The organism is Noviherbaspirillum cavernae (genome assembly GCF_003590875.1).
Lineage (GTDB): Bacteria > Pseudomonadota > Gammaproteobacteria > Burkholderiales > Burkholderiaceae_D > Noviherbaspirillum > Noviherbaspirillum cavernae.
Map to the genome: position 1 here is coordinate 3,544,021 of NZ_QYUN01000002.1, position 20,130 is coordinate 3,564,150.

At 62.4% G+C, this 20,130-nt stretch carries 14 protein-coding genes and 1 pseudogene; 3 read left to right on the forward strand and 12 right to left on the reverse strand.

Annotation, left to right across the window (positions count from 1 at the left end; all coding sequences use genetic code 11):
• The first annotated feature begins 9 nt into the window (after positions 1-9).
• The 3 genes from D3870_RS22135 to dapA all read left to right on the forward strand — a co-directional run bounded on the left by D3870_RS22135 (position 10) and on the right by dapA (position 1,877).
• Positions 10-441, forward strand: coding sequence for an STY0301 family protein (locus D3870_RS22135; protein WP_147375810.1), 432 nt, complete (start codon positions 10-12; stop codon positions 439-441).
• Positions 442-745: 304 nt separating this feature from the next.
• Complete coding sequence (locus D3870_RS16655; protein WP_242490009.1) at positions 746-967, forward strand: hypothetical protein; 222 nt, start codon at positions 746-748, stop codon at positions 965-967.
• 7 nt (positions 968-974) lie between these two features.
• Complete coding sequence (dapA, locus tag D3870_RS16660) at positions 975-1,877, forward strand: 4-hydroxy-tetrahydrodipicolinate synthase (protein ID WP_119740835.1); 903 nt, start codon at positions 975-977, stop codon at positions 1,875-1,877.
• A gap of 451 nt (positions 1,878-2,328) precedes the next feature.
• On the opposite strand, the gene D3870_RS16665 is transcribed toward dapA, so the two are convergent.
• The 12 genes and pseudogenes from D3870_RS16665 to D3870_RS16725 all read right to left on the reverse strand — a co-directional run bounded on the left by D3870_RS16665 (position 2,329) and on the right by D3870_RS16725 (position 20,083).
• Positions 2,329-3,129, reverse strand: coding sequence for a TorF family putative porin (locus D3870_RS16665; RefSeq protein ID WP_119740837.1), 801 nt, complete (start codon positions 3,127-3,129; stop codon positions 2,329-2,331).
• Between the two features lie 294 nt (positions 3,130-3,423).
• A complete protein-coding gene (kdpC, locus tag D3870_RS16670) occupies positions 3,424-3,996 on the reverse strand; it encodes a potassium-transporting ATPase subunit KdpC (protein ID WP_119740839.1) in 573 nt (190 codons plus the stop codon).
• Positions 3,997-4,004: 8 nt separating this feature from the next.
• A complete protein-coding gene (gene kdpB / locus D3870_RS16675) occupies positions 4,005-6,122 on the reverse strand; it encodes a potassium-transporting ATPase subunit KdpB (RefSeq protein ID WP_119742257.1) in 2,118 nt (705 codons plus the stop codon).
• A gap of 65 nt (positions 6,123-6,187) precedes the next feature.
• Entirely contained in the window at positions 6,188-7,996 is a 1,809-nt protein-coding gene (gene kdpA, locus D3870_RS16680) for a potassium-transporting ATPase subunit KdpA (protein ID WP_119740841.1), read from the reverse strand.
• Positions 7,996-8,085 (reverse strand): K(+)-transporting ATPase subunit F, encoded by a 90-nt coding sequence (gene kdpF / locus D3870_RS16685; protein ID WP_119740843.1) that lies wholly within the window; start codon positions 8,083-8,085, stop codon positions 7,996-7,998. Before kdpF ends, kdpA begins: the two co-directional genes overlap by 1 nt.
• 1,082 nt (positions 8,086-9,167) lie before the next feature.
• Positions 9,168-12,392: pseudogene (gene carB / locus D3870_RS16690) on the reverse strand (carbamoyl-phosphate synthase large subunit); the annotation flags it as partial.
• Entirely contained in the window at positions 12,385-13,548 is a 1,164-nt protein-coding gene (gene carA / locus D3870_RS16695; protein WP_119740847.1) for a glutamine-hydrolyzing carbamoyl-phosphate synthase small subunit, read from the reverse strand. The pseudogene carB and the gene carA, both read right to left, overlap by 8 nt.
• A 247-nt stretch (positions 13,549-13,795) precedes the next feature.
• Positions 13,796-15,505 (reverse strand): methyl-accepting chemotaxis protein, encoded by a 1,710-nt coding sequence (locus tag D3870_RS23085; RefSeq protein WP_119740849.1) that lies wholly within the window; start codon positions 15,503-15,505, stop codon positions 13,796-13,798.
• 443 nt (positions 15,506-15,948) lie between these two features.
• Positions 15,949-16,662, reverse strand: coding sequence for an autoinducer binding domain-containing protein (locus D3870_RS16710; protein ID WP_119740853.1), 714 nt, complete (start codon positions 16,660-16,662; stop codon positions 15,949-15,951).
• 394 nt (positions 16,663-17,056) lie between these two features.
• Positions 17,057-17,719, reverse strand: coding sequence for an acyl-homoserine-lactone synthase (locus D3870_RS16715; protein ID WP_119740855.1), 663 nt, complete (start codon positions 17,717-17,719; stop codon positions 17,057-17,059).
• 68 nt (positions 17,720-17,787) lie between these two features.
• Positions 17,788-18,213, reverse strand: a complete 426-nt coding sequence (locus D3870_RS16720) for a DUF4902 domain-containing protein (RefSeq protein ID WP_147375811.1) — start codon at positions 18,211-18,213, stop codon at positions 17,788-17,790.
• 178 nt (positions 18,214-18,391) lie between these two features.
• On the reverse strand, positions 18,392-20,083 hold the full coding sequence (locus D3870_RS16725) for a methyl-accepting chemotaxis protein (protein ID WP_119742259.1): 1,692 nt from the start codon (positions 20,081-20,083) through the stop codon (positions 18,392-18,394).
• Positions 20,084-20,130 lie beyond the last annotated feature (47 nt).

Sequence of the window (20,130 nt, forward strand, 5' to 3'; positions counted from 1 at the left end):
GCCCGGCACATGACCTGCAAACCAGCATTCTTCGTCCTGTTTTATTCATTGCTGTTTCCAGCGGCATCCTTCGGCGCAACAAACCTCAAGAACGTTTGTCCTGCCCGGATCGAGACCTCACAATCGCCGAGAAAAATTCCTGAAGGATGGACTCCTGTTCTCGAAGGCGGACCTTCCATATTGACCAACGCCGGCTTTTATGACGGCCATCCGGAACAACTGGCCGAACTTGCGCCATCGAAAAGCAAATCAACCAGGCGGGAATTAGTCAACGACTGGTCGTTCTCGACTGCGCATAACGGGAGCATCTGGATCAAGTGCATTTATTCAAATACAGGGTTGTCACTTGCAAGGCAATTGGATAAAGACATTTCTTCCTGCTCGATTTCGTATGACGCAAGGCACGCGCCCTTCTCTATTGCCGACATCACCTGCAAATAGGAAGCAAATCTTGCATGGCGGGTGATTGCGGAGATCGCGCCACCGGCCTGCATCGCACCGATCCCGGCCGCGTATACAAATCTTTTACGCGCCGGCCGCCCATTTTTAGAGAATTTTTATATGTGAAGGATTAATCTGCATTTCACGATAACCACGAAGACAGGGTCCTATGAATCACACAGCTTCAACGTGCTTGACGCATGCGCGCCCCCGATTGCCTGAGCCTCCCGGCGCTACGTCGATGGCGGTATTGCACCCGGCAGACCGCATCATGCGCTGCCCCCTCAGGGAAGAAGGCGGATTCATGATGCATATCATCATCGACGCGGCGCTCGTGACCGAATTGCGGCGGCTGGTGATGAGTACCTGTGGCGACATGGTGTCATTCATGCGGATCCAGCCGATCGCGCATGCGACACGAATGAAGGTATGGCTGCCCTTGAGCAAGCCTGCCATCGACCGCGTCATGGCAGCCGTCATGCGCAGCCTGCCCGGCGCGGAATTCGGACGCATCACACCCGCCTGACACGCCCATGAATCCCGAACGAACAAGTACCACGCCCCTCTTTGAAGGCATCTGGGTCCCGATTGTCACGCCGTTTCGCGACGGCCATATCGATCTCGATGCAGCGCAAGGTCTCACCACCCATCTCGTCGATAGCGGCGTGCACGGCCTTGTCGTGTGCGGCACCACGGGCGAAGCGGCCACGCTCGACGACGGCGAGCAAGCGGACATGCTGGCCGCCGTGCTCGAGGCGGCTGGCCGCCGCTGCCCGGTCGCCATCGGTATCGGCGGCAGCGATACGCGGGCAGTGGCCAGACAGGCAGCGCGTTACAACCGCGCGCCGCTCGCCGGTCTGCTCATCTCCGCGCCGTCGTATGTACGCCCTTCGCAGCAGGGAATCCTGCATCACTTCCGCGCCATCGCGGAAGTCACCGACAAGCCGATCGCGCTCTACAACATCCCGGCCAGAACCGGTGTCAACATTGATGCGGCAACGGCATTGTCGCTATCTGCCGACCCGCGCTTTGCCGCCATCAAGGAGTGCGGCGGCAACATGCCGCAGCTGGCCGCGCTGATCAACCATACGCCGCTGAAGGTCCTGTGCGGCGACGATGCGCTCATCCTCGTCACGCTGTGCCTGGGCGGACACGGTGCAATCACGGCCGCTGCGCATATCCGTCCCGACCTGTTCGTCCGGCTGTTCGATCTGGTCCGGTCCAACCGCATCGGGCAGGCTCGCACCCTGTTCAAGGCCATGCTGCCGCTGATTCAGTTGCTGTTTTCGGAACCGAATCCCGGGCCGGTGAAAGCGGCGCTGGCGATGCAGGGATGGATCGGCGATGAACTGCGCCTGCCGATGACGCCCATGTCTGCGGATGGCAAGAAAGCACTTGCCATCGCGCTGGAACGCATGATGGCCTTGCCTGGCTGATTTACGCGGCCCCGCGTTGCTGATGCGGGGCAACAAGCTCCCTCCCACCTGTCTTCAATCAAGGAAAAGAATGCAGCCGTCCGGCTGCGCAACGATGTTCGCTTGCCTGTTGATCCGGCATCCATGATGCTGAAAAGAATGGGGATGAAAGCAGTTCAAGGTTCGTCGCCACGTCGAAGGCGCGCATGCCGGCATGCCCCGCGTCACTTTCCCTGCAGGAGAAGCGTCACCGGTTCCCGGCCTGCGCCGGGATAACGCATGTTTGATATCACCTCCTGAAATCGGCTCGGGCTTGCCGAAGCCGACTCAGTACAAAGGCGAGAGTTGGAAGGGGGTTGAAATACTTCGGTGCGTGTCAACGATCAGCATGCGATCGTTGACACGCACTCCCCGCTTGGCACGTCTTGCTGATGGAGAGGGCCATTCAGTTTCATGGCGCACCTCTTGCGCTTTAGAAGGTTTTGGAGAGGGACAGCACGGCCGTGGTTTCCCCCAGTTTCCTGGTCGAGCTGCCGTTGGTGGCCTGCCAGTAGTCCTTGTCGGCATCGGTGCCGATCACGGCCAGGCCGAGCGTGGCGAAGCCGAAATCGCGCGCCACGCCGATCTTGTAGTCGGTATAGCTCAACGCGCCGTAACTCTTCACGGTCTGGCGGCCGACATGCAGGTTCAGCGTGGTCTTGTCGGCGATTTCGAAGTTGGCGTTCAGGTCGAGATAGCCGGAGCCTTTCGAATTGCCGCTCGGGTTCAGCGCGGTGAAGGCGTAAAGGCCGGCGGTCGTGTTGTTCAGGCCGAAGAAGTCGGTCACGCCGTAGCTGTACTTGGCCGAGAACCACTTGTAGCCGACGGCGAAATAGATCTCGCCATTGTCGAATTTCTCGCTGGTGCCGGCGACCTTCGCGCCCGGATAGTAGTAGTACAGGAAGCCGACGTCGCCGGTGACATCCTTGACCGGTTCGAACTTGTAGCCGGCGTAGAAGTCCATCTCGATGGAGCCGCCTTGCGGATACTGCACGCCGCTGACGTTGGAGTTCCAGTTGCCGACGTAGAAACCGCTGCTGTGGGCGTAATCGAAGCCGCCCTGGATGGCCGGCTTCTTGAAGGTTTGCGAAATGCCGCGAAAACGATAGTCAGTGACTACCGCCACGTTGCCAGTAAAGGTATGCTCGGGTGCCGGCTGCTCGGCCGCAGCTTGTGCGAAAGCAGAAGAAGCAAAAGCGGAAAATACGGCAGCGGCCAAAATCGTTTTTTTCATGGTGTATAAACTCCCTGTGTTCCTACTAACTGAAGTGATGATGTTTGCAGGGTGGGCAGGCAATGGCCACGCGCTAGTGGTCTGCTTTGTATTTTGTTGAACCAACAAAAGGGATGGATTTTCGTGGCAGGCTAGGCGCAAACCGCAGCGATAGTGAACTATCGCGAGGATTTGCAACGACGCATGGCGCGAAAAGACGCCCTTTTGGGTTCAATCAATTACAAAGCAGACCACTAGCCATGCATGTTTGAAGCATGGGCACGACGTGCCCACCCCGCGCGTGCAAAAATGCGATCAGCGCTTTTGGTCCAGCGCCAAATTCAGCGCCAGTACATTCACGCGCGGCTCGCCGAAGATGCCGAGGCTGGGTGTCTCGCTGTGGAGATCGATCAGGCTGCGCACTTCCTCGACCGCCAGCTTGCGCTCGCGGGCGATGCGGCCCGCCTGGTAGTGGGCCGCCGCGACACTGATCTCGGGGTCGAGGCCGCTGGCCGACGCGGTCACGAGGTCGACCGGGACCGGCGCGGTGTTGTCGGGGTCGGCGGCCTTCAAGGCTTCGATGCGGCCCTTCACGGCATCGACCAGCGCGGGATTGGTCGGGCCGAGGTTGGAGCCGCTCGACAATGCGGCGTTGTTCGGCATCGGGCCGGTGGCGGAAGGACGTCCCCAGAAATAGTTCGGCGAGGAGAACGCCTGCCCGATCAGCGTGGAGCCGACCGTCTTGCCATCGCGCTGCACGAGACTGCCTTCGGCCTCGCCGGCAAAGGCGAGTTGCGCGATGCCGGTGACCGCGTAGGGATACAGCACGCAGCAGATCACGGTCAGTGCGGCGAACAGGACGAACGCGGGACGAAGAATGGATTTCATATCGGTTCCTACACGAAATTGAACAATGACAGCGCCATGTCGATCAGCTTGATGCCGACGAATGGCAGCAGGATGCCGCCCAGGCCGTAGATCAGCACATTGCGTCGCAACAGCAGTGCGGCACCCACCGCGCGGTACTTCACGCCTTTCAGCGCCAGCGGGATCAGGGCGATGATGATGAGGGCGTTGAAGATCACGGCCGAGACGATGGCCGACGACGGGCTGGACAGATGCATGATGTCGAGCGCCTTCAGCTGCGGATAGGTGGTGACGAACGCCGCCGGGATGATCGCGAAGTACTTGGCGATGTCGTTGGCGATCGAGAACGTGGTCAGCGAGCCGCGCGTCATCAGCATCTGCTTGCCGATCTCGACGATCTCCAGCAGCTTGGTCGGATTGGAATCGAGATCGACCATGTTGCCGGCTTCCTTCGCGGCCTGCGTGCCGGAGTTCATGGCGACCGCGACGTCGGCCTGCGCCAGCGCCGGCGCGTCGTTGGTGCCGTCGCCGGTCATCGCCACCAGCCGCCCTTGCGCCTGATAGCTGCGGATCAGTTTCAGCTTGTCCTCGGGCGTGGCTTCGGCGAGGAAGTCGTCGACACCCGCCTCGGCGGCGATGGCGGCGGCGGTCAGCTTGTTGTCGCCGGTGATCATCACGGTCTTGATGCCCATGCGGCGCAGTTCGGCGAAGCGCTCCTTGATGCCGCCCTTGACGATGTCCTTCAGTTCGATCGCGCCCATCACGCGGCCGTCATCGACCACCACCAGCGGCGTGCTGCCGCGCCGCGAAATGTCGTCGACGGTTTTCGCGACTTCCTCGGGGAAGGGACGTCCCAATGCCTCGACATGCTTCTTCACGGCATCGACCGCGCCCTTGCGGATCTGGCGCTGGCCGACGCCTGTGCTCACATCCACGCCGCTCATGCGGGTCTGGGCAGAAAAGTGCACGAAGCTCGCGTGCAGTGCTGCAATGTCGCGCTCGCGAATGTTGAACTGCTGCTTCGCCAGAATCACGATGCTGCGGCCTTCCGGTGTCTCGTCGGCCAGCGAGGCGAGCTGCGCGACGTCGGCCAGCTGCACCTGCGTCACGCCGGGTGCCGGATAGAACTCCGACGCCTGGCGGTTGCCGAGCGTGATGGTGCCGGTCTTGTCCAGCAGCAGCACATCGACGTCGCCCGCCGCTTCCACCGCGCGGCCGGAAGTGGCGATGACGTTGGCCTGCATCATGCGGCTCATGCCGGCCACGCCGATCGCCGACAGGAGGCCGCCGATGGTGGTCGGAATCAGGCACACCAGCAGCGCGATCAATACCGTGATCGATATCGGCGCGCCGGCCTTGGCGGCCTCGACCGAGAACAGCGAGAACGGCAGCAGCGTGACGGTGACCAGCAGGAAGATGATGGTGAGCGCGACCAGCAGGATCGTCAGCGCGATCTCGTTCGGCGTCTTCTTCCGTTTCGCACCCTCGACCATGGCAATCATGCGGTCGATGAAGGCTTCGCCCGGATTGACCGAGACCCGCACCACCAGCCAGTCCGACAGCACGCGCGTGCCGCCGGTCACGGCGGAGAAATCGCCGCCCGATTCGCGGATCACGGGCGCGGATTCACCGGTGATGGCGCTTTCGTCCACCGAGGCGACGCCTTCGATGACCTCGCCGTCCATCGGGATCAGGTCGCCCGCTTCCACCAGCACGATGTCGCCCTTGTGCAGCATGTTGGCGGGCAGCGGAATCCGCTTTCCGTTGTAATGCGGCTCAAGCAGCTTCTTCGCCATCACGCTCTGCTTCAGCCCGCGCAGGAAGGCCGCCTGCGCCTTGCTGCGGCCTTCGGCCAGCGCCTCGGCGAAGTTCGCGAACAGCACGGTGAACCACAGCCAGACGGCGTTGACGAGGATGAAGGTGGAACTCTCCTCCCCCTTGGCGAACAGGGATTGGATGTACAGCAGCGTGACGATGATGCTGCCGGCGTAGACGACGAACATCACGGGGTTGCGCAGCTGGTGGCGCGGATGCAGCTTCCTGAACGTATCCACCAGCGCCGCATCCATCAGCGCGGGATCGAACAGGGTCAGTTGCTTGCGCGGCGTGCCGGGTTCCGCCTTCGTGCCGGACGACGCCTCCGGCATGAGCATGTGCGGTTTCTTTTTCAACATGTCAGATTCCTGTATCAGAGTCCTGTATCAGATTCTTGTTAACGAGCCGTGTATAACTGCAGGTGCTCGACGATGGGGCCGAGGGCCAGCGCCGGCACGTAATTCAGTACGCCGATCAGCAGCACCGTTCCGACCAGCAGCACGACGAACATCGGACCGTGCGTCGGCATCGTGCCGGCGGTGACTTCAAGCCGTTTTTTCGCGGCCAGAGAACCGGCAATGGCGAGAATGGGCACGATCACCGCGAAGCGGCCGAACCACATCGCCACGGCGAGCAGGATGTTGTAGAACGGCGTGTTGGCAGACAGGCCGGCGAAGGCGCTGCCGTTGTTGTTGGCCGCCGACGACAGCGCGTACAGGATTTCGGAGAAGCCGTGCGCGCCGGGATTCAGGATGCCCGCCCTGCCTGCATCGAGCATCACCGCCAGCGCGGTGCCGGCCAGCACCAGCGCGGGCGTGACCAGGATCGCGATCGATGTCATCTTCATTTCATGCGCCTGGATCTTCTTGCCCAGGTACTCCGGCGTGCGGCCGATCATCAGGCCGGCGATGAAGACGGCGAGAATCGCGAAGATCAGCATGCCGTACAGGCCGGCGCCGACGCCGCCGAACACCACTTCGCCCAGCTGCATCAGGAGCATCGGCATCATGCCGCCCAGCGGCGTCATGGAGTCGTGCATCGCATTGACCGCGCCGCAGGATGCCGCAGTGGTGACGGCGGCGAACAGGGACGACGCGCCGATGCCGAAGCGGGTTTCCTTGCCTTCCATGTTGCCGCCCGATTGCAGCGCGCTGCCTGCCTGATCGACCCCGAGTGCATGCAGGGCGGGATGCGCCTGCTGCTCCGCACCCATGATGACGACCGTGAAGACGACGAAGATCAGGGTCATCGCGCCGAGGATGGCCCAGCCCTGTCGCGTGTCGCCGACCATGCGACCGAAGGCGAAGCACAGCGCGGCCGGGATCAGGAAGATGGCCAGCATCTGGAAGAAGTTGGCCAGCGGCGTCGGGTTCTCGTAGGGATGCGCGGAGTTCGCATTGAAGAAGCCGCCGCCGTTGGTGCCGAGCAGCTTGATCGCCTCCTGCGACGCAACGGGGCCCATCGCCAGCGTCTGCGTTGTGGCGGTCGCATTTTCCAGCACCGGATTGCCCTGATCGTCCTTCAGCGGCTGACCGTCCGCGCCGATTTTCGGCTGCTGATACGTCACCGGCTCAAGCAGCGAGACTTCCTTGTAGGCGGAAAAATTCTGGATCACGCCCTGGCTGACGAGGAACACGGCAAACACCGTGGACAGCGGGACCAGCACGTACAGGGTCGATCGTGTCAGGTCGACCCAGAAGTTGCCGATGGTCTTCGCCGAGCGCTGCGAGAAGCCGCGAATCAGGGCGAACGCGACGGCGATGCCGGTCGCGGCGGAAAGGTAGTTCTGCCCGGTCAGCGCCAGCATCTGCGTCAGATAGCTCATCGTCGATTCGCCGCCGTAGCCCTGCCAGTTGGTGTTGGCGACGAAGCTCACGGCAGTATTGAATGCCGAATCGGGACTGACATTGGCAAAGCCCTGCGGGTTGAGCGGAAGCCAGGCCTGCAGGCGCTGCACCGCGTAGACGAACAGCGCGCCCAGCGCATTGAATGCCAGGAGCGCCAGCGCATACGTCTTCCAGCCCATCGCCGAATCAGCCGAGACGCCGGCCATGCGATACAGGAACTTTTCCACCCCGGCCAGCCATCCGAGGCCGCGTATCGGCGCGCCTTCGCCGACCTTCGCGAGGTAGATGCCAAGCGGCCAGGAGAGCGCCAGCAAGACCGCGAGAAACGCGACAAGCAGCATGATCGATTGCATCGACATCACAGTTCCTCCGCCTTCAAGAGCGCCAGGACCAGATACACCAGCAGGCCGGCCGCCGTCACGGCGCCGACGATATAAAACGCGTTCATTGACGTTCCTCCAATTTTTCGCAGGCGCCGGTAAACACACATGCCGCCAGCAAAAATGCCGCGAGCATCCCGATATAAACCATGTCCATCATTCACCTCATACAGTTGTACTGTGACGATGATCAGCGTAGCGGGAACGAAATAAAAATTTCGTAAAAACCTGCGCGGGCGGTGTAAAGAAACCGTAAAAATCAGGAGGCTGCGAGGCCGCAGCGGGAGGAAACAGCGGGAAGGAACAGCGGGAGAAGAAAGGGTCAAGGCACGCGATGCGCGCTCATGCCGTCGTCACGTTCCATCCTGGCGCGAAGCGACGACGGACTGACAAAAAAAGAGGTGCCAAAAAATTCGGCACCTCCAAGGCCAAACACACTCTGTGAACCCTTACTTCAGCTCTTGACGCCCTTGTTCACGACGCTGGAACCGAAGCCTGCGGCGCGGGACAGGGTTCTGCGCCCCGGCGCCTTCGCGTTGAAGAATTCCTGCACGCCCTGCTTCAGGTCATCGACACGCTCGAATTCCAGATACGTCACATCGCACAGGTTTTGCAGTTCCCTGAGGAGGGTCGTCTTGATCGGCGCATGCTTCCAGACGAGGAACAGGATCGGCGCGCAGCTGCCCTTGAAGATGTGATAGGCGAGCTCGAAGGCGCTGCTCTCGCTCATGCCGACACGGATGTTGATGACGGCATCCGCATGGTCGAGCAGCTCCAGCCGGTGGTCGCGGAAGCTCTGCGGCGTAAACGGCTGGCCCGTCTCCAGTTCGAACGATTGCTTGAAGGTCTCTGCGCTCTCCGCATGCAATCCGGTGAGGTAGTTGAACGCATGCGGCGCGCCGTTCGCGCTGTCGATCAACTGCAGCACATCGGCGATGATGCCCTGCTCCTCCTGGCCGGACTCGGTGAACGGCTGCCGGATGAACAGGTTGAGCGGTCTGTCGATGGCGTCCGTTGCACGTCCCCCGCTGTCGTCCTGCGGCAATGCATGCCCGGGCTGCGCGTGCTGCCTGCGCTCGCCTTTGCGCCGCTCCACCTGCGTCGCGGGAGCCGTGGTGACAGAGGCAATGGCGGGCGCGGGCGCAGCTGGCATCGCCTTGTGCATGTCCTGCAGCGAGTACAGGTCGTAGGCATTGATGTGGCGCAGTGCCGCGATGGTCGCAGCTGCGCCCGCGATGGTGGTGCACACCGGCACCTGCGCGGCAAGCGCGGCGGCACGCAGAACGCGCGAGTCCATGATCGAGCTGCGCTTCTCGTCCGCCGTGACGATGACCAGCGAAAATTCCTTGTTGCCGATCATGCCGGCGGTGACCGGGTAGCCGCTGGCTGTCTCGCTGATCGTCGTCACGGAAAGGCCGGCCATGGTGATGAACGTCGCGGTGGATTCATTGGCGGAGATGGCGAAGCCGAGCGCATCCAGTTCCTGCGCCAGCTTCACGACACGCGGCTTGTCGCTGTTCTTGACGGAAAGAAAGACACGGCCGGAGGCGGGGAGCTTGATGCCGGCGCCGAGCTGCGACTTGACGAAGGCTTCGCCGAAGGTCCTTCCCACGCCCATGACTTCGCCGGTGGACTTCATTTCGGGGCCGAGGATGGTATCCACCCCGGGGAACTTGACGAACGGGAACACCGCTTCCTTGACGCTGTAGTAGGCCGGCACCACTTCGCTGCCGATGCCCTGGCTGTCGAGCGTCTGCCCGGCCATGCAGCGCGCCGCGATCCGCGCCAGCGGCAGGCCGGTGGCCTTGGACACGAACGGCACCGTGCGCGAGGCGCGCGGGTTGACTTCCAGCACGTACACGATGTCCTGCAGCTTGCCGTCGATCTCCTGCTGCTGGATCGCGAACTGCACGTTCATCAGGCCGACCACGTTCAGGCCCTGCGCCATCAGCGCGGTCTGGCGCTTGAGTTCGGCGATCGTCTCCGGCGACAGCGAGTACGGCGGCAGCGAGCAGGCCGAGTCGCCCGAGTGCACGCCGGCCTGCTCGATGTGTTCCATCACGCCGCCGATGAAGGTGCGGCTGCCGTCGGACAGGCAGTCGACGTCGACCTCGATGGCGTCGTTGAGGAAGCGGTCGAGCAGCACCGGCGAGTCGTGCGAGACCTTGACCGCCTCGCGCATGTAGCGCTCGAGGTCGCGCTGCTCGTGCACGATTTCCATCGCGCGTCCGCCCAGCACATACGAGGGACGTACCACCAGCGGGTAGCCGATCTCCTGCGCCAGGCGCAGGGCGTCTGCCTCGGTGCGCGCGGTGCGGTTGGGCGGCTGCCGCAGGCCGAGCTTGTGCAGCAACTGCTGGAAGCGTTCGCGATCCTCGGCGGCGTCGATCATGTCGGGGCTGGTGCCGATGATGGGCACGCCGTTGGCCTCGAGGTCGAGCGCGAGCTTGAGCGGGGTCTGGCCGCCGTACTGGACGATGACGCCGACCGGATGTTCCTTGTCGACGATTTCCAGCACGTCTTCCAGCGTGAGCGGCTCGAAGTACAGGCGGTCGGAGGTGTCGTAGTCGGTGGACACGGTTTCCGGGTTGCAGTTGACCATGATGGTTTCATAGCCGTCCTCGCGCATGGCCAGCGCGGCGTGCACGCAGCAGTAGTCGAACTCGATGCCCTGGCCGATGCGGTTGGGGCCGCCGCCCAGCACCATGATCTTCTTGTTGCCGGTCGGCTGCGATTCGCACTCTTCCTCGTAGGTGGAGTACATGTAGGCGGTGCGGGTGGCGAATTCGGCGGCGCAGGTGTCGACCCGCTTGTAGACCGGGCGCACGCCCAGTGCGCGCCGCTTGTCGCGCACCGCGGTGTCGCTGGTCTTCAGGAGCCGGGCCAGGCGGCGGTCGGCGAAGCCCTTCTGCTTCAGGCGGAACAGGGTGGGTTTGTCGAGGCTGTCCAGCGTCTGCGTTTCCAGCCACAGCTCGATGTCGACGATTTCCTTGATCTGCACCAGGAACCACGGGTCGATGTGCGTCAGCTGGTGCACCTCCTCCAGACTGAAGCCCTGGGCGAAGGCGTCGCCGACGTACCAGATGCGTTCCGGTCCCGGTTCGCCCAGCTCCTCCTCGATGGTTTCGCGGTCGGTGGTCTTCTCGTTCATGCCGTCGACCCCGACTTCGAGGCCGCGCAGCGCCTTCTGGAACGATTCCTGGAAGGTGCGGCCGATCGCCATGACTTCGCCGACCGATTTCATCTGCGTGGTCAGATGGCTGTCGGCCTGCGGGAATTTCTCGAAGGCAAAGCGCGGGATCTTGGTGACGACGTAGTCGATGGTCGGTTCGAACGAGGCCGGGGTGGCACCGCCGGTGATGTCGTTGCGCAATTCGTCGAGCGTGAAGCCGACCGCCAGTTTCGCCGCGACCTTGGCGATCGGGAAACCGGTGGCCTTCGACGCCAGCGCCGAGGAGCGCGACACGCGCGGGTTCATCTCGATCACGATCATGCGCCCGTCCTGCGGGTTGATCGCGAACTGCACGTTGGAGCCGCCGGTATCGACCCCGATCTCGCGCAGCACCGCGACCGAGGCGTTGCGCATGATCTGGTATTCCTTGTCGGTCAGGGTCTGCGCCGGCGCCACCGTGATCGAGTCGCCGGTGTGCACGCCCATCGGGTCGAGGTTCTCGATCGAGCAGACGATGATGCAGTTGTCGGCCCGGTCGCGCACGACTTCCATCTCGAACTCCTTCCAGCCGATCAGGGATTCCTCGATCAGCAGTTCGGAGGTGGGCGAGGCTTCCAGCCCGCGCTTGCAGATGGCCTCGAATTCCTCGGGGTTGTAGGCGATGCCGCCGCCGGTGCCGCCCATGGTGAAGGAGGGCCGGATGATGACGGGAAAGCCCAGTTCCTTCTGCACCGCCCACGATTCCTCCAGCGTGTGCGACACGCCGGAGCGGGCCGAGCCGAGACCGATCTTCGTCATCGCCTCCTTGAAGCGGGAGCGGTCCTCGGCCTTGTCGATGGCGTCCGGCGAGGCGCCGATCAGTTCGACGTCGTACCGGGCCAGCACGCCGTGCCGGTGCAGATCGAGCGCGCAGTTGAGCGCGGTCTGGCCGCCCATGGTGGGCAGGATGGCGTCCGGGCATTCCTTGGCGATGATGCGTTCGAGCACTTGCCACGTGATGGGCTCGATGTAGGTGACGTCGGCCATCTCGGGGTCGGTCATGATGGTGGCCGGGTTGCTGTTGACCAGGATGACGTGGTAGCCCTCTTCGCGCAGCGCCTTGCAGGCTTGCGCGCCGGAATAGTCGAATTCGCAGGCCTGGCCGATGATGATCGGGCCGGCGCCAATGATCAGGATGCTTTTGAGGTCGGTACGCTTAGGCATGTTTCTTGGTCTCCATCATCGCCACGAAGCGATCGAACAGGGGGGCCACGTCGTGCGGACCGGGCGAGGCTTCCGGGTGTCCCTGGAAGCAGAAGGCGGGGCGGTCGGTGCGGGCGAAACCCTGCAGCGAGCCGTCGAACAGCGACACATGGGTGACGCGGCAGTTGGCTGGCAGGGTCGATGCGTCGACCGCGAAGCCGTGGTTCTGCGAGGTGATCATCACCTGTTTGGTGTCGAGGTCCTGCACCGGGTGGTTCGCGCCGTGGTGACCGAACTTCATCTTGAGCGTCCTTGCGCCCGAGGCCAGCGCCATGATTTGGTGGCCGAGACAGATGCCGAAGGTGGGGTAGCCGCGCTCGATCAGCTCCTTCGTGGCGGCAATGGCGTAGTCGCACGGCTCCGGGTCGCCCGGGCCGTTGGCGAGGAAGATGCCGTCCGGCTGCAGCGCGATGGCGTCGGCCGCCGAGGCCTGCGCCGGCAGCACCGTGATCCGGCAGCCGCGTGCGGCGAGCATGCGCAGGATGTTGCGCTTGACGCCGTAGTCGAACGCGACCACGTGGTACTGCGCCGCCTCCTGCCGGCCATGGCCTGCGCCCAGCGTCCATTCGGTCTCGCTCCATTCGTAGGCGACCGGGGTCGACACGACCTTCGCCAAGTCCATCCCGGCCAGCCCGCCGAACGAGCGCGCCAGCGCCAGCGCCTCGTCGGCATCGGCACCGTCGCCGGCCACGATCGCGCCGCTCTGGGCGCCCTTCTCGCGCAGCAGGCGCGTCAGCCGCCGCGTGTCGATGCCGGCGATCGCCACCACGTTCTGCGCCTGCAGGTACTGCGACAGACTCTGCGTGGCGCGGAAGTTCGACACCAGCGCCGGCAGGTCGCGAATGATCAGCCCGGCCGCGTGCACCCGGCCCGCCTCCACGTCTTCCGCATTGACCCCGACGTTGCCGATGTGCGGGTACGTCAGCGTCACCAGCTGGCGGCTGTAGCTCGGATCCGTCAGGATCTCCTGATAGCCCGTCATCGCCGTGTTGAACACCACTTCCCCCACCGTCCGCCCGGAGGCGCCGATCGACATGCCGGTGAAAAGCGAACCGTCCGCCAAGGCGAGCACGGCCGGAGAAGGTGGATTGGAAAACAGGTTGGGTGGATGTTTCATTGCGCTCCTTGTCTGTCATTGATGGAAAGCACAGAATCCGCGAGCCATGAAGATGGGCAGCCGGGAATCCTGCGAACTTGTGTGAATCGATCGAAAACTGCTGAAGGAATCGGCCCTTTCATTGTTGCTTTCACAACTTTCAACCCGAACTGAATGGCGCGGATGACGAATGCGTTTCGTCATCCGCGCCGAATCTTCGGATTGCCTACATGGAATAAATCGGGGAAATCGACCGTCGCGATTGCGCTCAGGATGCGATCGCAGTCAGTCGCGGCTTGTCGGCCAGCGGCACATGACGAGCCGTCTTCGCTTGCGTGAGGTTGATTGCGCTGCGCCGCATGTCCACCACCCTGGCCGATGGGGATGGCGCCTGTGCCGCTGCCGGCATCTCGACCAGCTTGAACACGCTGACCACCTGCACCAGGTTTTGCGCCTGGCCTTCCAGCGATTCGGCCGCTGCGGCAGCCTCTTCGACCAGCGTCGCGTTTTGCTGCGTCATCTGGTCCATCTGCGCGACTGCCTGATTGACCTGCTCGATGCCGGCGCTCTGCTCCTGGCTGGCGGATGCAATCTCGCCCATGATGTCGGTGACGCGCTTGACACTGTCGACAATCTCGTTCATCGTCGCGCCCGCCTGATCGACCAGCTTCGCGCCGACACCCACCTTTTCCACCGAATCGCCGATCAGCATCTTGATTTCCTTCGCCGCACCTGCCGAGCGCTGCGCGAGATTGCGGACTTCCGTCGCCACGACCGCAAAGCCGCGTCCCTGCTCGCCGGCGCGCGCCGCTTCCACGGCGGCGTTCAAGGCAAGGATGTTGGTCTGGAACGCGATGCCGTCGATGACGCTGATGATGTCGACGATCTTGCGCGCGGATTCATTGATCGATCCCATGGTGGTAACGACTTCGGACACCACCGCTCCGCCCCTGACCGCCACCTCTGCCGCGGACAGCGCGAGCTGGTTGGCCTGCCGCGCGTTGTCACCGTTCTGCTTGACCGTGCCGGTCAGCTCCTCCATCGAGGATGCGGTTTCCTCCAGCGAACCGGCCTGCTGCTCGGTGCGCGACGACAGGTCCAGATTGCCGGTCGCGATCTGGCTGGACGCGGTGCCGATCATGTCGGTGGCGACACGCACGTTCTGCACGATGCCCGTCAGGCTGGCGTTCATGTCCTTCAAGGCGCGCAGCAGCTGTCCGATCTCGTTCGTGGACGACACCTCAATGTCGCCGGTAAGGTCGCCTTCGGCCACGCGGCGCGCGATCGCGATTGCCTGATCGAGCGGCACAGTGATGCTGCGCACGAGGAAGAAACCGATCGCGACAGCGAGCAGCGCACCGGCCGCCGCCACACCCAGCATGAAATAGAACATGCCGGCGATATCGGCCTCGACCTGCGCGCTGTTGGCTTGCGCGCGCTGCCCCATGGAATCGGTCAGCTCCTTCAACGCGCCGTCCGCAACCCGGTACGTCGGGTTGATCGTCTTGATGAGCACCATCTCGCTGTCATCCCACTTGCCGGCGCGAATCGCGTCGGCCGCGGCACTGATGCCGTCGATCCCCAGCTTGCCGCTCCTGGCGTGCCAGTCGTCGGCCAGCTTGCGCTCGTCCGCGGTGGCGATGCCGGCCATGTAGCGCGCCCAGATGTCGTTGATCTCGCTCGTGGTGTCGTTGATGACCTTGAAGTGAACGTCGATCGGATGATCATGCAGCTTTGCCCAATCCGTCACCGGGTTATGCTGCAGCGTCTGCAGAATCTGGCTGCGATTGACCTCCATCTTGAAGCGGATCTTTTCGACGATTGCCGCCGCTTTCACGTCTTTGAGCGCGATGCTCTGCAGCTGGTCCACCGTATGCTTAGTGCCGTAGATTCCCAGTCCGCCGATGACCAGCACCAATGCGGTGAGAACTCCCAGCGCCAGAATGACGAGCGTCTTGATTTTGAGATTCTTGAACATGCCGTGACTCCTCTATTGATCTTTGCAAAAACCAGTCGGTCAGTGCTGGCTAATGCAGGGAAAACACCGAGCAGGAATGCCGTGCGCATTCCCCATGACGGCATTGAGCGAAAGGTGCTTGAAGGCGGTGATCGTGCAGCGCATGACCGGTTCGGCGAACGGTCTCTTGATCATGTCGAAATGGAAGAACGGAATGCAATGCGACGCACATGGGCGCGGATTGGCAAACCTATTTCATGCAGCTGCGACATGGCTTCGTGACCTCATGGAATTCAGGTGAATCCCATTTTTGTGCATCGACGAACCAAAACCTAGCTGTCAACTCTGACAGTCCGCACGACGAAGGTGCGCTGAAGGGATTGCGCACCCAAATTGTTCGTGAGTGCGCGCAATGCATTGGTGAAACGTGAAGAGGAAATGCCTCCGAGGAAGGCAGGAAGAACTCAGGACAACATGCCCAATGCCGCCGCCTTGACCGCCGCCTGGGTCTTGTTGGACGCGCCCAGCTTCAGCACGACATTGGTGATGTGGAAATTGATCGTGCGCTCGGATACCGCGAGGATCTGCGATATCTCGTAAGCGGTCTTGCCTTCCGCGGTCCAGCGCAGCACTTCCTTTTCGCGCGCCGTCATCATGACCTGCGTTTCCGGGGCGAGCTTCGGAATCAGGAGCCGCGCCATCGCCACGTGCGCGTACTGCGCAAGCCACACCATTCGCGCCTCGTTCTGGTACAGCTCGCCGGCAGTCAGCTGTTCCGCACTGCGCGCCAGTGTCAGCAGACCGAGACTGCCGCCCGCATCGCGCGAGGCCTGCGCCCAGCCATGCTGCAAGCCATGTCCGCGCGCCTCCTCCCACATCTCCTGCGCAGGCTCGAACAGCGTGTTGGACCAGACCACCGGCAGCGTCGACCGGATCGCATGCTGCACCGTGGGATCGATCTGAAGGTAGCCGCGCTCGCTGTAGCACTTCCGCCAGCGCTGGGAATAGTTGTTGAACATTTGCACGCTTGGCCGCGAAATCGGAACCGGCATCTGAATGCCGTATGCGCAGTATTCGAATCCGATTGCCGAAGCCATGCCGGCGATCTCATCAAACAATTCGTGCTCCGATTCGATACGTAGCAGGTCGTTCAGGCGATCTTCTCTCCACGCTTCCATTGCTCAATTCTCCCGTGAGCTTATGCGATGCACAAATGATAACGTCGAACGACACAGAGACGATACAACTTTTGACAACTCATTTTTGCATATCGATACGCGTGCGCTTCATTGCGGTTTGGCGGCAACGCAGAAGTGAATGGAAGGTCTGTTTGATTCGTGTATGTACGGATTCTCCGCGCGGACGATGCAAGGTGAAGCAGCTATCCGGCTTGGCCGGCGCGCGGACCTGCCGCTGTTGTCCCGTTTCGCAGATTCGTCGCAAAGGAAAAGTGACGAGATCGGGGCGAGACAAGAAAAAGCGCAGCAAGGCTGATGCCTTGCGCGCATTCCTGGCCCAGTATCGGCGCGATTCTCGCCATCTTCCATGCAACGTATGTGCGGAACCGAACAACTAGCCCGGCTGCAGCTGCAATGCCGGCATCTGCATCTGTTCCGCAGGCACGCGCGGCATGATTGGATCGTCTTCCGCATGCTCCTCCACAGACGCGATGTTCAATGCGCTGACGGTCTGCTCATCGATTTCGATCCAGCAGGCGAAGATGGGTTTTCCCTCCGCCAGCATGGGCGGCCCCGCCCGGTGGGCGTGAACGCCCATGCGATGCAGCAGGCGTTCGATGCCGAGCGGCGATACCGTGATCAGGCGCTTCGCCCCCTGCTCCGCCGCGGTCTTGACGGCGGCGGCGAGCAGGCTGTACGTGTTGCGCGCGGGGTCGATCGCGGAATCGGGATTGGTGCTGGCTGCGGCGAAGCGCGACAGCTCCCACACATCGTGCGCGCGCGGCGCGGGCGCGCCGCCCAGCAGATGCGGGAACACCTCGCTCAACAGATACGGCTCGGTAGTCGGCAGCAGGCGCGCGCATCCGCATATGGCGCCGTCGGTTTCTCGTGCAACGACATAGATCGTGTCGCGGTGATCGAACTGGTCGCGCTCCAGACCATTTTCGACGGGCAGGGACCAGCCGAGGCGCTCGATGAAAATCTTGTGCCGGTATTCGGCAAGCGCTGTTTCCAGGCCCGGGGAAAGGGCGCTGAATTTACCAAAAATCGTCTGCATGGCTGTGAAACGGAGAGTTGTTCGAAGCCCATTACATCGCCGCAGCCAGGCTTTGGTAACTGGCAAAGTTAACAGGCGATGGAGTCGCGCAATGCCATGCTGACAACACCTTGCCAGTCGAAGGCATTGAGCCACATGCAGAAGAGGTTGGAGGTCTTGCCGGGTCCGAGATCGTAGCCGTGCGCATCGATCAGCATCACGTTGCTGCGTATGCCGTCGGGCGCGAGCAGCATGCGATGGGACTGGCTGTGGATGAACCAGCCCCAGCCGAGCGAAATGGGCGGGCTGGTGTCGCTTTTCCATTCGGAGAATCCGGCCGAACAGGCCGGAACGGTCTGCGCCCTGAGCTCCTGCAGAAAATCGTCATCGCCCTCCGAAAACAGATGGACGAAGGACAGCGCATTGAGACTCGCCAGCGGCAGACGGATATAGCCGTCCGGCGACATCAAGGGCGAGCGGTGCTCGACGGATCGAAGATGTAGATAAGTTTCCACGGCAAGTATAGAAAGCTGCCCAAAGTCGCCATTGCAGAAAACAGAAAACCCGCATGCTGCAAGGGGATTTTATTCGCATGCGATGCTTTTGACGACTGTCATCTTTGACAACGATCGGGCCTGATTCCGCCTTTTGCCGCAGATCGGCGAAGCTGGTGCAGTCCGCCGATCCGATGCATCAGAATTCTTCCCAGTCGCCTCCCTGCGCCGCTGCCAGCTGTTTGGGGGCCACAGGGGAAGGAATTGCCTTGCGCGGCTGGGCGGTCAGCGTCGTCGTCCTGGACGCCGGCACGGCTGCGCGCCTGACCGGTGTCGCGATCCTTGCCTGCTGATGGTCCACCTTGAACACGCTGACCACCTGCGACAGCGCGCCGGCCTGATCCTGCATCGCCTGCGCGGCGGCGGCGGCCTGCTCGACCAGCGTCGCATTCTGCTGCGTGACCTGATCCATCTGCGTGACCGCCTGATTGACCTGCTCGATGCCCTGGCTCTGCTCCTGGCTGGCGGCGGTGATCTCGGCCATGATGTCAGTCACTTTCTTCACGCTCTCGACAATCTCGTCCATCGTCGCGCCGGCCCGGGTGACGAGCTTGCTGCCGGTATCGACCTTCTCCACCGAGTCGTCGATCAGCGACTTGATTTCCTTGGCGGCGGAGGCCGAACGCTGCGCGAGGTTGCGCACTTCCGACGCCACCACCGCGAAGCCGCGGCCCTGCTCGCCGGCGCGGGCCGCCTCCACCGCCGCGTTCAGTGCGAGGATGTTGGTCTGGAAGGCGATGCCATCGATCACGCTGATGATGTCGACGATCTTCTTCGACGAGGCGTTGATCGAGTCCATCGTCTCGACCACCTGCGCCACCACCTCGCCACCCTTGACCGCCACGCCGGAGGCGGTCGCCGCGAGCTGGTTGGCTTCGAGCGCGTTGACCGCATTCTGCTTCACGGTCGAAGTAAGTTCCTCCATCGAGGACGCGGTTTCCTCCAGCGAGCTGGCCTGCTGCTCGGTGCGCGAGGACAGGTCCTGGTTGCCCGCCGCGATCTCGCTCGATGCGGTGGTGATCGATTCGGTACCGCTGCGCACTTCGCTGACGATCCGCACCAGGCTGCCGTTCATGTCCTTCAATGCCTGCAGCAGCTGGCCCGTCTCGTCCCGGCCGGTCGCGTCGATGTGGCTGGTCAGGTCGCCCGAGGCAACCGTGCGTGTGATGCTCACCGCCTTGTTCAGCGGCCGCGTGATGCCGACGGTCAGCAGCCAGGAACAGACCGCGCCAAAGGCGAGCGCGAACACGCCGAGCGCGACAAGCAGGTTGCGGCTTGTCGTGTAAATCGCGTCGATCTCTTGCGCGGCTTCATCGATGCTGGCGCGCTGCATGTCGAGCAGCTTCTGCACCAGCTCCACATAGGCTTTCGAACCGGGGATGAAGGTTTTGTCGAAAATCTGCCCGGCTTCTTCAATCCGGCCTTCGGCTTTCAGTTTGGCAATCGCATCGCGCGAGGAAAGATAGACTTTCCGTTTCTCGCCGATTTCCTGGAACAGCGCCTTCTCCTCGGGACTTTCGAGCCGCTTTTCTATCTCTTTTTGCAGCTCGCCGGAACCCTTGGTGCTGGCCGCGACTTCTTCCGCGAAGAAGGTGCGCAGGCTGTCGTCCGAACTTTTCGCAATGGCCATCGTGCGGCGCACGCCGCTATGGAGATTGCGATACCAGTCGCTGATCATGCGCTCTTTCGCGACAGGCTTTTGCATCATGTCCTGCGTTGTCTCAGCCACGGCCTGCAAGCGCCATATGCCGATGCCGATCATGAGCGTCATCAACAACAAAACGACGGCAAAGCCGATACCCAGGCGAGTGCCGATCTTCAGATTCTTCATTTCGATTTCCTTCAAGCTTGTTCACCGCAAGACATTCGCAGGCGGTC